Raw genomic sequence first — 14536 nt, forward strand, 5'->3', positions numbered from 1 at the left:
CTTTCACGCATGTTCGGTAGCGCATACTATGTCATATCTCCAGGTGGGGGCATGTTTTCGTGCGTTCCCCTGTAGGCCCTTTAGGGCCTCTACCACCTCTACCTCAACCTCTACGCACACTTGTCACACCACACTGAATCTAGGAAGAGGTACGGGTGATGATGATGTCGAGGTAGTCACAACCGAAGACAGCAGCAGCGAGGTCGGCCAGCATTCTGTCGTCAGGACTGTGTGGAAGTCTGCTAATGAGCTGGGCGGCGAGCTCTGTAGGCGTTTCTGCAATGAAAATATCGGAGTCGCAGTCAAGAATGATCGTCATAACACCCAAGTTTTCCTGATTTTTTCAAGGGCTGCTCAACTTTTTTACCACCTCCAACGCGTTCTTACCGTGAAACACCTAGCGTGCTAGCACGCTAGGTGTTAGGATATAAATATATAGTTAAATATTTGAGTTCAGGAGTGAGATGACCGCACACGAAATTTATGTTGTTCAACTCAATACCCGCATTGCCCACCCATACAAAAAACTACTCGCAGAACAATCGCATGCCACGGGAAAAACGATCCGAGCACTTATTGAAGAAGCGCTCGCCGCCCACTATGGGCTACCTGAGGAACTGCAAGACAATGAGGATGCACCATGAACGCAGACATGCTTGACCCTATCTTTCAAGGCGGTTTAATCATTGCCGGCCTCATTGGTTTGTGGCGCGGTCGCGGGGTAGGGTCCAAAATTCGAATTGGTCTTGCCTGGGCATTTTTATGGGTGATCATCTACTGGCCATTGATGTTTATGGGTGGCCTCTACGGCGGTATGGCAGAAAAATACGACAATCTTGTCAGCAATGAACCTGCCCCTATTAACACCTGGCCGACCGACATGCCTGCAGATGAGGGCATTGTTGGCTACTCCGACTTGTCCAACGGAGAAGGTGCTTTCATTCCCTAAACAAAATAAGTACCTGCTATATATCCACTAGCATTGATCGAAATAATCATACGACCACAAGCTAAGGGTGTGGGCATATGGCACGACGACGTAAAAATGCAATATCAGAAAATCAATTAAACCTTTTTGATCTTTTAGGAGACGTCGATGATTCTGGAATCGGACGTAACGAGCACATACAAGGCGTACAAGCCACAAGCGCCTCAGGAGGAGATAACAGCACTGTTCGAGGAAATTCGGGAGGTCGAACTACACCGGAGGTCGTACTGGGAGGAAGAACTGAAGAAAGCCTGGATGAAGGCCAATCGGGGGGAGCAGCCGGGCTTTCTGGAGACCTTGGCGATTCTGGACCAGGCGGCTCAACACGCGGAGATGCAGGTTCGAGGCGAGTATCTAGAGCCTCTGACACAGCAGATCGTGCAGCAACAGCTGGAGAACGAGGAAGCCGAGGAGACAGCCAAGACGGAGAGGTCTCATCAGGAGGCGTTGGCCGATCCGGATCTGTGGTGGCAGGAACCGTGGAGGATTCAGCCCAGCGACGACGCGAAGGATCTGGCCGAATGGCTGTGGCCGGAGTCGACCACGACATTCGCGATACTCGCGGACAATCTCTTGACTCTGAGACAACTTCACGATCTTCCTCTTCCATGGCAGTTCCTGGACGGGATCGTAGATACCAGCGACCCGTTGTATCAGGAGCTGACGACGCAGATCGCGGCAGCGGAGATTCGCAGCAACAACCTCAAGGCACAGCGCCAGGAGAACATCAGCAGGTATCGCCAGCAGCAGAATCAGCAGTAAGTAGAAATACTCGGGAAAGAATTCACCGTAACCTCGCTGTTCTTGACACTCTCCACGAGATTGGCGACAGTACCGACGCCACCAACGGACAACGTGACATTCTCAACCAGTGGCAGTCCTGGGGTGCCTTGGCAGAAGTCTTTGACAGTCGCAGCGATACCTTTGCCACAGAACGCGACCGCCTCCGCGACTTGCTCAGCAGCGACGAATACGCCGCTGCGCGTCGTACTATTACGACTGCATTTTTCACGAATGACGACATCACCACAGCAATGTGGGGTGTGCTCGAAGATGCAGGCCTATCTGCTGGCACAGTGCTAGAACCAGGCTGCGGCAAAGGCGATTTCATTCGCCACACCCCAGCAAATAATCACACAGTCGGCGTGGAGCTTGATCCTACGACCGCGCGGATTGCCTCACTTCTTCACCCCTCAGCACAGATTCGGGCGGAAAGCTTCACCGACACATCCATTGCAGATGACACATTCACAGCTGCCATCGGCAACGTCCCCTTTGGTCAAAGTGTGCCGTGGGATAAGGTTCATAACACCCAAGGGTTATCACTGCATAACTACATGATTTCAAAGTCAATTGACTTAACGAAACCAGGTGGATATGTCGCTGTTGTCACCTCCACTTTTACCGCAGATAGCACGGGCAAAAATGGCTTCGGGCCACGAGAAGCACTCACTGACCGTGCCGATTTCATCACTGGTGTGCGCTTACCCTCCGGAAAAAACGGTGCTTTTGCTGATTATGCTGGCACCGAAGCGGGCACTGATATTCTCATCTTCCGTGTCCGTGACCAAGGCCAACAGCCTACAGAGCGCACTGATCGGTTCCTAGAAACTACCTCCATCACCATTGACGATAAAGACATTGTCATTAATGGGTTCTTTGCCGATCACCCAGACCATATTCTCGGCCGAGCACATATCACCAGTGCTCGCTTTGGCCAGCAATTACGTGTTGACCGCGACGACAGCCAGCCTTTGGGTGAGCTAATTCGTCAGCGTTTAAGCACAGATATTATCGAGGCGAAAAACGCAGGTTATGGGCTTACAGCCGATACGAATGTAGCTGAGGCAGTAAACGTGTCAGGCTTGGTTGATACTGCTGCCGCAGAATCACACGGTGTTTTAGGCACCGTGCGCTATGAGCACACTGATGATGGATTGCGCTTTGAGCAGCTTCGTACTGATAGCGAACAGGGCACACAGTGGGTCGAGGTGGCACCAGCGAAGAAATATGCCCAGGAATGGGCAGATATTATTGATCTTCGTGACACCACCACAGCGTTATTTACTGCGTGCCGCGATAATGCCACAGACGATATTGCAGCACTTCGTGCGCGGTTAAATGAGCAATACGACGCTTATATTGAGACCTATGGTGCGCTCAATAGGGGAGAGCTAAAGAAACCACGTGTTCCAAGCGCTGCCCAGATTGAGAAAAAGTTTGCACAGCTAGAAACTGCGTGGCGTAAAGATAATGCCGTTTTTGACCGTCCTTTTGAAGGCGATCTACCCAGCACTGTGAAAGATGATCTGCTTGATCAAGCACGCCAACCCCAAGGCAGTGTCCAAACAATCCGTCGGCATTTAGCCGGTGCATTGGCAGAAGATCCTTTCCTTACGCCGCTGCGATCTATTGAGGATTACAACGAGGACACTCAAGTAGCGACAAAGGGGCCGTTGTTCTCCCGTAACCCGATTCGCACAGTCGTTGATCCTGACACTGCAGAATCAGTCAGTGATGCTGTCACCCTGATTCATCACTCAGATCAAGCCATAACACTTGAATCGCTTACCCAGCTGCTGCCTGATCACAGTGAAGAAGATGTCGAACGTGAACTCAATGAGCAGCAATTAGCATTCCGCGATCCAGCTCAACCTGATTTGTGGATTCCTGCTCCCACGTACCTTTCTGGTGCTGTGCGCACCAAGCTTAGGCAGGCACAACAAGCACGCGAACATGACAATCGTTTCAGCGTCAATGAACGTGCATTGCAGCAGGTACAGCCCGCCCCGATCACTGAGGGCATCACGATGAATATCGGTGCAACATGGATTCCAGAGGACATCTATGTTGATTTTATTGCCGATACCCTGCACATTCCTGAGCACAAACGCTATGGCATCAAAGTGGCGCACGCCGCCGACTCCTGGCATGTCACCGTCCCTAAATGGTGGACTGGTCAAGATGAAGCCAACCTAAAACATGGTGTGGCAGCAGCTAATGCCGATGGTCAATATAACTTTAAGACCACGGATAATAGGCTGAAAAACCTTTCCCACTGCGGTGTTGCCCACCGTGGGTATAGTTCTGTGGTTTATACCGGGGCGCAAGCTATTACTGACGCGATGAACTCACAGGCTCCAAGGCTTAATTATTCGCAAGAAGCCCGCGAAAAATTAGGACTGCCAGGTAAAACGTCAGCGATTAATGCCGAGGCCACGAGGTTTGCCGGACGCAAGGCAACAGAAATAGCTGAGCTTTTTCCCGCGTGGGCAGTTCAAGACCCAGAGCGGTTAACGAAGCTCATTGACGCTTATAACGATCGGTTTAATAACGTCATTGCTCCCGTCTATGACGGCTCCGAGCGTCCATTTCATGGTCTAGCAGCCGGTCGTACCCCCTATTCCTATCAGCGCAATGCTGTTGAACGCATGGTCAATGAGGAGGGTGTGCTCCTTAATCACGTTGTTGGTGCTGGTAAAACCGGCTCCATGGTGATGGGAGCGATGGAACTGCGCAGATTAGGGCTTGCCAATAAGCCTGCGCTGGTGGTGCCTAATCACCTTGTTGACCAGATCGCTCGTGAAGCTAATCAGTGGTATCCAGGTGCCAGGGTGTTATCTGGTGCGTCCGCTCAAGGTGGGGGAGTGGATAAGCGACGGATGTTTGTTTCCCAAGCGGCCACCGGCGACTGGGATATGGTGGTGATTCCTGAATCTGTATTCAAACTCATGCCTGTCTCACCGGAGATTGAAGCGGAGTACTTGTCTCGTCGTATTGATGACCTGCGCGAAGATTTGGAAAATCTGCGCACCGCTGATGGAGATTTCAAAAACAGCATTAAAGATATTGAAAAAGTTATTGGTCGATATGAGCATGACTTGGCAGAAAAGACTGCTCACATAGGTAAAGACACAGGTCTGACCTTTGACATGACCGGCCTGGATTATCTCATTGTCGATGAAGCACACGGATATAAAAACCTCCAGCGCTCATCGCCTGCTCCTGAGCTATCTCACCCTGGTAGCCAAAAAGCAATGGACATGGACATGAAGCTGGAATGGCTGCGCACCCAAAAACGCCCCGGTTCCCCCGTGGTGACCTTTGCGACCGGCACACCGATTACCAACTCCATCTCGGAAATGTGGGTCATGCAGCACTATCTGCGCCCTGACCTTATGGATGAAGCTCATGTTTCTGGCGTAAATGCCTGGGGCAACAACTTCACCCAGTCAGTCACTGACTTGGATTTCAGCGCTGGTGGACAAATCCGAGAACGCCAGCGCATTGCCAAATACGTCAATGTGGGTGAGCTGGCTCGTATGTCCGCGCCATTTATGGATTTTGTCGGACGTGACGACATCACCGCTAAGCTGCCTCAGCTTGATAACGGAAAGCCCACCGTGGTGGAGTTTGACCCAGGTATGGAGGTCAAAGATTTCAACCGTGATTTGATGTGGCGAGAAGGGAAGCTAAAAACTGTTGATCCGCGCGTCGATGGGCCGCTGAAAATTATTGGTGATGGTCGTAAAGCCACCCTCGACCCACGGATGGCCGGCCTCGACTTTGACCCCACTGTCGGGCGCATTAAAGCAGTTACAGACACTGTTATTTCCGAATGGAAAGACAACCGGGACAACACTTATGTGGATTTGCGTGGTGAGCCATCACCGAATCCTGGTGGTCTCCAGATCATCTTCTGCGACCGTGGTGTCCCCAGCTCTGACCCAGAAAAGTTCACCATGTACGACGCGATCCGCGACGAGCTGGTGGAAAAAGGCATGGATCGTGATCGAATCCGGTTTATTCACGAGTGGGATCATGACAAGCTGCAATTATTCGATGATTGCAACAACGGCAAAGTCGATGTGGTGATCGGCAATACTGAAAAACTGTCCACGGGTGCCAATATCCAGTCCCGTGCTGTGGCGTTGCACCACGTTGATGTGCCGTGGCGGCCTGCTGACCTCCAGCAGCGTGAAGGACGCATTATTCGACAGGGCAACCAAAACGACGATGTGAGAATCTACAACTACATTGCCGCTGGCACCTCTGACGGTTTTGCCTGGACAACGGTGGAGCGTAAAGCTCAATTCATTGAGCAGCTTTATCGCGCGAACCATGATTTGCGCGATATGGAACCACTTGAAGGTCAGGGTGGGGAAGCGTTTGCGTACAACAAGTCCATCGCCACCGGCAACATGGATTTTGTGCATGAAATGCGCTTAAACAATCAGGTTGAGGAACTGGAGTCGAAAAAGACTGAGCATGAGTCATTGCGCAAGTCCAACGAGTTTGCGCTGCAAACGGCCAAACGCGATGTTGTCTCGTTAGGGCAGCGTTTGCCGAAGCTTGAATCCTTTTCTGATGCCGCAACTGCATGGCAAGAAGCCGAGTCTGACCAGTGCACATGGGTGTTTGGTGGCCGTGAATTTACAGATCGTAAAGAGGCCACCACGGCTATGGTCAACCAGCTTGCCCTTGTCGCGCGAGAACATCGTTATGACCGCGAGCCAACGCCTATTGGTGAGATTGGTGGGGTGCCTATTAGTGCAAGCTTTAGCCACGAGTGGAGTTCGTTATTTATTAGCTCTCCAGCGGGTAATCATCCTGATCCGATCCCAGAAAACTTGGTGCGTGATGATCTGGTGCGTCGCGCTGACCAGGAGGAAAAGCTTGGGTCTACGCGCTCTGGTTTCTTAACGCGCTGTGAGTCTTCTGTTGGTGGTGTGCTGCGTCGCATTGAGCGCACGCGGGAAGATATTGTGGCTGCGCGTGAAACGATTGATCGACTGGAAAATTCCCCTGATGCAGGTGTTTTCCCTGATCAAGTACGGCTTGATGAGGCTAAACAAGAATTGCACGAGGTGCGGGAGCGGTTAGCGGCGTTTAATTCTTCTGAGGCTGAGGTCACCGCACGTACAGAGCATCTGATGCGGTTGTCGGATAAAGGGCGCTCACCTGGTTTTTCCCTGGAATTGAATCCCACAGGGTTCATGGTGGAAGAGGGGATGGTGTGTCACCCGAATTCGAAGCCGATTCTGCGTATAGATAGGTCAAATGTTGATGATCAGGCCTTGCTGTGGGGTGATGGTGATCCGTTGTCGATGTTTTCCGAGGTGGAATCCTCGGGCGATATTGAGCTTGCTCCCTTAATTGGTGGTCAATCTAGTACGGTGTCTGGGCCGCAGCATTTCCCTGATGGTTATCAACCAGCAGTATCATCGCCTGATCAGTCACAGCAGTGGCAACGTGATCGGGATAGTGGTCAAGAATTATAAACGCGCATAAACATGCCCCCACCTGCCGTCTTTAAGGAGAAGCAGGTAGGGGCATGCTATGTATTTAATTAGTGCGCTGGTCATATACCTATGGTTTCACCTTGCAATAGGTTTGTGGTGACATCCCATTTAAATTACTGTTTTCTCCGTCACGCTGCTGGCCAACAGATCCGCTAGGGAATCAGCGCCGGCAATATCCTGCTCATAAGCAATCAAATATCCCCACGATTGATCAAGATAATCAGGATGCCCTGCAAGCAAGCGAATAGCCTTTTCCGCGGCAGCTTTCTTCACCTGAACAATCTCATCGTCTACGCCCTTCTGGGACTTTCCTTCAATAATCCAATGCGTTCCATCTGTCGCTTTAACCACAAAGTCTGGATAATAATCATTCTTCGGGGTGTAGGCGACGACCGCATGTTCATGTGAATATAGGCGTTTCCACCAGAGCACATCTGGGTCAAAGTTCAAAAGTTCCGCCAACTTATACTCACCAGAGAAGGAATCAAAAGATGCAGCATCAAATAGCCCCTTCGTCCAAGGGCCGTAAAAGCTGCGTTCTTTGAAACCACTAGAAGCCTTTGTCGACTTTGCGGCTAGATCCAGGAGTGGCAGTACTTTTTCACCAAAATTCAAAGTGAAGCTGTCATTGATAGGAAGTTCGATGGGCAGCACACGCGTTTTTGTCCGCGTATGACTTGCAGCTTTCTTTACCTCAGCTTGGACAAGTCGGCGCAGCTCATCTGCAGCAGAGAGTTTTGCTTTCTCTGTCCATTGTTCAATTCCAGTATTCGCTATGAATTGAGGGACAATGCGTCGACTTAGTTGCGCAACATTTGCTGCATCGGCAGACACGCCTCCGGTCGCTAACACACGTCTCGTCAGTTCGTTAGCGACTTCTCTCTCAGACTGGTGAAAACTCTCAACAGCAACTCGATCAGTATTCTCACCACGGATAGCAGCAGAGCCAGCATCGTTCTCAACAACGGCTACTCGCGTTCGCTCTAGGTACTCAGAAGTGTTCTTCGTGCGCTTTGCCGCAGCAATAACATCTTCAGTGGTGATGTCAGCAAGTTCAAACGGCTCGGTAGTTTTCTCCATTACGGTTGAAGGAAATAGAAAAGTTGTGCCTTGGAATTTCTCGTTAATTGACACTTCTACCTGGGTAAAGATGTCATTAGGTGACACGATTTCTTCGTTATCTTCTAGACCTCGTGATCCCACGAGGTCGGCAATATTCGAACCTTTCTCCTGAGCTTCCTTCGTTACATCCGCCACTTCAGATGTAGATGCGGTGCCATCCTCAATACCTGGCGTTGTTGATAACGGTGTGGCCTGGGGATCGACCTTAGTTCCAGGGATTGCTAACACAGTGGAAGCTTGTGGACGCTCATCAGATTCAATACCAAATTCGCGGAGAATATCCTCCGATTTAAGTAGGGAAACGAAAGACTTATGAGAGATAATGTCCAACTCATCGATGGCCTCAACGCCAGTTAGCTGGCCAAACGGCAAGCGAATTCCGCGCCCCATGACCTGCTGAGTAAGCACCTCTGACCCCATAGCTCGCAGGGTACACATCACGGCAATGCGTTTGGTATCCCATCCTTCGCGCAACTTGTTAACCGACACAATGATGCGGACAGGGGAATGCTCTTTGTCGAGATAGCGAAGAAAGGCTTGCGTCGTCGCATCATCATGCTGGTTATCAACCTGTAAGACCGCTAATTCATCTCCCATGAAAGCGGTCGAGCGTAAACGCTCAGCTGTCTCCGTAGCGTGATTAACATCTGCACAAACTACAAATAGAAGAGGTTTCGTCTGCTTTCCTTCTGGATGAGCAGCACGCCAACCAGCATAGGCTTCTTCCTTCAACGCTAACAGACTCATGGCATCCTGAAGCTGGCGTTCCTCAGAGTTATAGCCTGATTTACGGTAAACCAGCACCGGTTGTTTAACATATCCATCGCGGATTGCCCTCCACAGTGGATAGCGGTACACAATGTCATCAGTTTTCGCAGGAGAGGCTGTCAAACCCACTGTAACCTGGGGAAGAAGCTCTTCGAGAGCTGATCGATAAACTTTTGCGTTACTTCCAAATAGGTGCGCTTCGTCAACGATGACGACAAGATCTTCGAGTCCTCGTAGATGCTCCATGAGAGAGCCGTACTCTTCTTGCCAGCGCCAGGTCTTGCGGCGCAGAGCTTCCTGACCAGAAGCGACACTCTTGCCCTCGTCTTTAGGAGGGAAAAGCTGCTGGACATTAAAGACGAAAACCATCGAGGAGTCGTCTGAGGAGAATAAACCTCGTGATGATTCAGCCACAGCAAAACCTTGAGGGTTATCTGGTGTAACGAGAATCGGTGGTTGTGTAAACCCATCAATGTAGCGTTCGGAACCATGTGAAAGGTCAGAAACTGTCTTGTCTTGAACAACCCTGCCAGGAGTCACGACCATGACGTTGCGTGCTCCCTGGCGGTTGAGATACTCAATGAAGGCAGCCAGGATGTATGTTTTTCCCACTCCGGTGGCCAGGTCAAGGGTGAGCATTTCTAATGGTGAGTATTCACCCGAATCCAACCGCTGAACGAGGGCTGAAAGTGCTTTTCGGTTTGGTTCGCGCAAATTAAAACGAGCAGCAAGCTCTTCGATCAGGTTCTCGTCATATGTGATGATAAAGCTCATGACTATTTCACCTCCTGGTTCTTTGAATAAGTGAACAAGTCGTGGGGAATGCTGACAACACGAGATCCATTTTTAAATGAACGAACGTGATGGCGAGTTTCTTCGTTGATAATGGTGGCGGCAAGGACTAAACAATGGCCTCGAGGAAGATGACTCATGAGATCATCAACCTTTTCATTGTCGAGCACTCCTTCAATAACCACTAGGTGCTGAATACCTACCTGACCATGGAAATGCCGGTCATTAGGTGTGAGGTAGAACCGCAGTTGCGCTGCAACTGAGTCGATAAGAGTCTGACCAGTGGCATGTTCAGTGAGCGTGACCAGATCAAGTTCTTCGTTGTAGTCAAAGCAGGCTGGCGACAACTTGGCCACAGTAAACCCACCTCCACCACGCCAATTAATTGTGTTCGGTGTCTTTTTAGTCTTAGCCAAGGCTTTGAGAGCTTTGACTGTTGCATCCTTTTTAAAGGATTCATCACCAGCAATAATCTTGTTCAGCAGCGAAGTAAACCTCTGCGCATCATCTGGAGTTATACCGTCAGGTAGACCATCAGTAGTGTTATCAATTCGTTCGCCAGAGGAAGCAGAGATTCCACCCATATCTTCGCCATTGACGACTTTTTCTAGGCGTGGCTGAGTGAAAGTCGTAAAGGTCTCTTCAATGAGTTCACAGGTAACCCATTTGCGACCCATCTTTTGAGCAACAGCCGCAGTAGTTGCCGATCCTGCAAACACGTCAAGCACAATGTCTCCAGGATTAGTTGCAATATGAATCACTCGTTCAAGGAGACGCTCTGGTTTTGGTGTTGCAAAAGGCTCAATAGCTGGGAAAAGTGTCTTAATTTCTTTCTTTCCATCTTGATTGTGGCCCACCTCTTGATAAGTCCACCAGGTCTCAGGTACGCGGCCATCCATTACTTCTGAGCGGAAACGTTTATAAGCAGGCTTACCAGTACCCTTTGGGCCAAACCACACGCGGTTATCTGCTAAAAGTTCTTTATAGCGTGCCTCAGTAAATCTCCAGCAACTACCACTTGGTGGATCGAATCTTAAACCTGCAGGAGTCTCGAGGGTATAACGTTGGTTCTCTCGAGGGTTCTGCACCGGATCAAACTGTGCTGTGAAGTCACCGGCTTTCCATGCTCCACGTGGATCGTTATCAGGGTTTGAGTATGAAGCGTCCTGTGCAGCACTTCTTGGCAGGAAGTTCCTTACTTTTTTAAAAGCAGAGTAATTCTTCGCGTATACAAGGATAGAGTCATCAGTTTGTGTGAACACCGAGCGGTTATCTGGACCGTACTGTTTCTGCCAGGCAATTTTAGCTACAAAGTTATTTGATCCAAATATCTCATCCAGCACCATTTGCATGCGGTGCATCTCAAACTCATCTAGGTGAACCCAAATGGAGCCTTCGTCGCTGAGAAGCTTGTGTAAATGAATAAGTCTGTCGCGCATCATGGTGAGCCAAACAGAGTGCTCAAGATTGTCCTCATAATTAGCGAAAGTTTGCGCAGTATTGAAGGGCGGATCGATATAAACACATTTGACCTTGCCAACATATTTATCGACCAGTTCAGGAACTCGAGTTAAAGTCTCTAATACGTCGCCTGACTCACCCAAAATCAGCAAGTTATCGCTTTGTGGCTCCAGATCAGCTCGTTCGCTGTAGGTAGATTCAGCACCCTTCGGCAGTTGCGTCCCCGTAATAGCATCTGTCTTGATCAACGTATGGGTTTCGCAATAGCGAGGATCATTAGGGCTAACCCAGGTGTATCCGTAACGTCCTTGCTCAGTAGGAATTAAAGCCTTGTCTTTGTTAAACCAAGTCAGTTCCAAGCGCTGCTTCATATTATCCTTTGCATCCCTGAAATCTGGAAGATCAAGGAAACTTCAATTATCGAACAATCTATTTTACGAACAGCTTACTTTTGAAGCAGTTCCAAGGCTTCATTCACGTCAAGAAATTAAAACTAAAAAGATGACCACTTCCAAAAGCCAAATCAATTCCTGCTTTGTTTACGAAAATGAATCACTTTGAAAACAAAAAGTTCCCCTGCCTACCGGCAGGGGAACCGTATATTGCTTATGGTGTGAGACCCCTAATCCGTTGGAAGCTCTCCAGCTTTTTTTAAAGTGGCCATATGCCGGGCAACCGTCGCTCGGGATAGACCGGTCTCTTTCTGAATTTCTTTCCACGAAGGCAGCCGATCTGTTTCAATCCAAAAGGTCGTAACGAATTGACCAACCTTCTGGCGGTTGCTTAGTCCCTGAATTCTCTTACGTTTATGAGTCTTTGAGAGAGTCTCGCGTCGCTTCTGCGCATACTCTCCGTTGGGATCTTTTTCCCACCGCTCCGCGGCTTTCTTCCCACCTCTGCGTCCCATGGTCGCTAGGGCTTTACGCTCCGTCGCAGTTGCCTGCTTCCCACCCGATGCACTGACATACCCGTGAGTTTTAGCCTGCGTGACATAGCCACGCACACGCCTGGCCATGGTTTGACGATCCCGCATCGGCGGCAACTCAAGTTTGCGCCCATCAGCACCAATCTCCTGAGCGATGGCATAAGCCTGCTCGTAAGCATCAATGATCGCAGCATCGGTCATACGCTGACCTGATTGCCGCAGACGATGGGCAATTTTCAGTGCGTGGCGAAACGCTGTCTCATCGCGTGCAGCTCTCCCCTCGCGAATCCACAGCACCCGCACACCCTGGGTCAGTTCAGGATCATACTGATCAAGCTCGCCAGCAAGCTCTGATTCCACGTCTTGAGAAAGCGCTTTAAAGCGTTGTGCTTCCTCACGTCGTGTTTTCACCGCTGTGATCAGTTCGCGGCCACTAGAAAACTGCTGTCGTGGCTTGGTGTATTGCTCCTGGCCAGTCATCGTGCGGAGTTCTTTGAGGAAATCGCCGACGCGGCGGATGTGGTGGTGTTGGCGATACCAGCGGTACGCCGTGGGCGAATCACCTGTGTAAAAAGGTGATCGGCTAAACCTGTGAGCGAAGTGACTATCATGACCTAACCATTGTCCCAGAGTATGGGTAGCTGCCGCTAGCAAAGCCATGTGACGCGATTGTCCTGACACGTCCGCGTAGATTGGATCAATTAACCATAGTGCTTGGCATTTGCCGTTGACTGGGTTAATTCCCACCCATGCTGGCCCCATATTATGGGCGATGAGCTGGGAAAACTTAGCCTTCACCTCGTCATTGAGGTTAACTGGGTGTCCACCTGCAGTGCCGGGAACATCGATGTCAATGACCATCACAGCGGCATATTGCTTGTTGGTCAGCTGAACGTACTCGCATTTGCCCAAGGTGTCTGAGTTAATGCGGTACATGCGTGGGGCGCGGGTGCCGTCTTTGGTGGTGAGATAGGCACTAGCGAAGTCGCGGCTTTTACTGCCGTGGAGAACCTGGCGGTCTAAGTGAGCGAGCAGCGCATCGCGGTCGGTGTAGCCGGCAGGCGTGTCGTCGAGGTCACCTGTAAATAGGGTGACATCGGTGTGTCTGGTTGTGCCAGCCACATAGTGATTGGGTAGACTCATGATCAAGCTTTCTCCCGGTGGCGACCGGGGGATAAGCAGAGAACTCGTCAGGCTGCAACCTGGCGGGTTTTCGCATTTTATGAAGGATTTTGTTCAGCCTAAACCACAATCATGGTGTTTGTGACTCTCCCACACGTGGTATCGGTAAAAAATTTGCCCACAATCACCTTTTATATACAGATATATATGCATCTTGGGATAAATAAAACAAGCTTTTGGGCGCTTTCGACAATGGAGACTGCTCTTGGTTGTTAGAAGTGACCAATTTCTGTCTTTTCTTAGACTTATTTTTCGGTGAGCACTTTTATGCTCGCGCAGAAATCAAAGAATCACGTACACCCCACCGTCATGAGGACGATGGGGTGTTTTATGCCTCAGCAGGACATACTGACTGAAAATCTCTTCAATACAAGGGCCCGATTCCTTGGTTTTAAGGAAATGTAGACATGTTGACAGGTTGTAAAGGCGTGATTTCCCCCCGTAATGAGCGCTAGGATTGGTGCCAAAATAATTATAGATACATATACAAGGGGTAAAAGCGTGAGATTAGATCGTCGGCGGCTGCGTTGTGTTCGCCGGTGTGCAAAGGATTTTGCAGATCGCTGCGAGAGGGCAGATGCCCACACACTAGATGAGCTGACGACGGTGGCTGGAAAGTGCGCTGGATTGCAATCATTAACTTTACAAATCGACAATCTCTCGCCAGGTGTGTTGGGATTAACAGAAATAGTCGATTGTTCAGGCGTTATTACGATTTCATCGCATTGCGCTACGATCCAAGCCACGCTATTCCATGAGATTGGGCATCTTCTTTTAGGTCATAGCCATGTCGATTTCGACTTGGCATTATCAGTGCTTAATGACGTGGTCGCACCCCCTGGATTTGAGCACACCTTCGAGTTGCTTACCCCAGAATATGATCCCCATGAAGTCGCTACTGCCGAAGCCGAAGCCGAGCACTTTGCAGTAGAAGTGGGCTATTTGCTGGACGCTCCGCCTGGTGTGATCCGCGAATTCGCCTACGGATTGGGCTGA

At 50.1% G+C, this 14536-nt stretch carries 9 protein-coding genes; 5 read left to right on the forward strand and 4 right to left on the reverse strand.

The window, feature by feature from the left end; genetic code table 11:
* Nucleotides 1-139: 139 nt before the first annotated feature.
* On the reverse strand, nt 140-319 hold the full coding sequence (locus H924_RS13325; protein ID WP_015453128.1) for a hypothetical protein: 180 nt from the start codon (nt 317-319) through the stop codon (nt 140-142).
* Between the two features lie 145 nt (nt 320-464).
* Between H924_RS13325 and H924_RS13330 the strand changes: the two genes are divergently transcribed.
* The 4 genes from H924_RS13330 (at nt 465) to H924_RS13345 (ending at nt 7269) form a co-directional block, all read left to right on the forward strand.
* Nucleotides 465-644 (forward strand): hypothetical protein, encoded by a 180-nt coding sequence (locus H924_RS13330; RefSeq protein ID WP_029703925.1) that lies wholly within the window; start codon nt 465-467, stop codon nt 642-644.
* On the forward strand, nt 641-949 hold the full coding sequence (locus H924_RS13335) for a hypothetical protein (protein WP_015453129.1): 309 nt from the start codon (nt 641-643) through the stop codon (nt 947-949). The genes H924_RS13330 and H924_RS13335 overlap by 4 nt, the downstream gene beginning before the upstream one ends.
* 147 nt (nt 950-1096) lie before the next feature.
* Complete coding sequence (locus H924_RS14830; RefSeq protein WP_015453130.1) at nt 1097-1750, forward strand: hypothetical protein; 654 nt, start codon at nt 1097-1099, stop codon at nt 1748-1750.
* Nucleotides 1751-1878: 128 nt separating this feature from the next.
* The gene (locus tag H924_RS13345; RefSeq protein ID WP_015453131.1) at nt 1879-7269 is read left to right on the forward strand and encodes a hypothetical protein; all 5391 of its coding nucleotides are present in this window, start codon (nt 1879-1881) and stop codon (nt 7267-7269) included.
* A gap of 129 nt (nt 7270-7398) precedes the next feature.
* Here H924_RS13345 and H924_RS13350 read toward each other — a convergent pair whose 3' ends face one another.
* The 3 genes from H924_RS13350 to H924_RS13360 all read right to left on the reverse strand — a co-directional run bounded on the left by H924_RS13350 (nt 7399) and on the right by H924_RS13360 (nt 13501).
* Complete coding sequence (locus tag H924_RS13350) at nt 7399-9954, reverse strand: DEAD/DEAH box helicase (protein ID WP_015453132.1); 2556 nt, start codon at nt 9952-9954, stop codon at nt 7399-7401.
* A 2-nt stretch (nt 9955-9956) separates the two neighbouring features.
* Complete coding sequence (locus H924_RS13355; RefSeq protein WP_015453133.1) at nt 9957-11804, reverse strand: site-specific DNA-methyltransferase; 1848 nt, start codon at nt 11802-11804, stop codon at nt 9957-9959.
* A 251-nt stretch (nt 11805-12055) separates the two neighbouring features.
* Nucleotides 12056-13501, reverse strand: coding sequence for a replication initiation protein (locus tag H924_RS13360; protein ID WP_015453134.1), 1446 nt, complete (start codon nt 13499-13501; stop codon nt 12056-12058).
* Between the two features lie 540 nt (nt 13502-14041).
* Between H924_RS13360 and H924_RS14315 the strand changes: the two genes are divergently transcribed.
* Nucleotides 14042-14536, forward strand: coding sequence for a hypothetical protein (locus tag H924_RS14315; RefSeq protein ID WP_155862046.1), 495 nt, complete (start codon nt 14042-14044; stop codon nt 14534-14536).

The organism is Corynebacterium callunae DSM 20147 (assembly GCF_000344785.1).
In the GTDB taxonomy this organism is placed as follows: Bacteria; Actinomycetota; Actinomycetes; order Mycobacteriales; family Mycobacteriaceae; genus Corynebacterium; species Corynebacterium callunae.

Excerpts from the sequence above, each read along its gene's own strand:
- H924_RS13330 (WP_029703925.1), top strand. The coding sequence starts at position 465 with ATGACCGCACACGAAATTTATGTTGTTCAACTCAATACCCGCATTGCC.
- H924_RS14830 (WP_015453130.1), top strand. The coding sequence starts at position 1,097 with ATGATTCTGGAATCGGACGTAACGAGCACATACAAGGCGTACAAGCCA.
- H924_RS13355 (WP_015453133.1), bottom strand. The coding sequence starts at position 11,804 with ATGAAGCAGCGCTTGGAACTGACTTGGTTTAACAAAGACAAGGCTTTA.
- H924_RS13335 (WP_015453129.1), top strand. The coding sequence starts at position 641 with ATGAACGCAGACATGCTTGACCCTATCTTTCAAGGCGGTTTAATCATT.
- H924_RS13360 (WP_015453134.1), bottom strand. The coding sequence starts at position 13,501 with ATGAGTCTACCCAATCACTATGTGGCTGGCACAACCAGACACACCGAT.
- H924_RS13350 (WP_015453132.1), bottom strand. The coding sequence starts at position 9,954 with ATGAGCTTTATCATCACATATGACGAGAACCTGATCGAAGAGCTTGCT.
- H924_RS13325 (WP_015453128.1), bottom strand. The coding sequence starts at position 319 with ATGACGATCATTCTTGACTGCGACTCCGATATTTTCATTGCAGAAACG.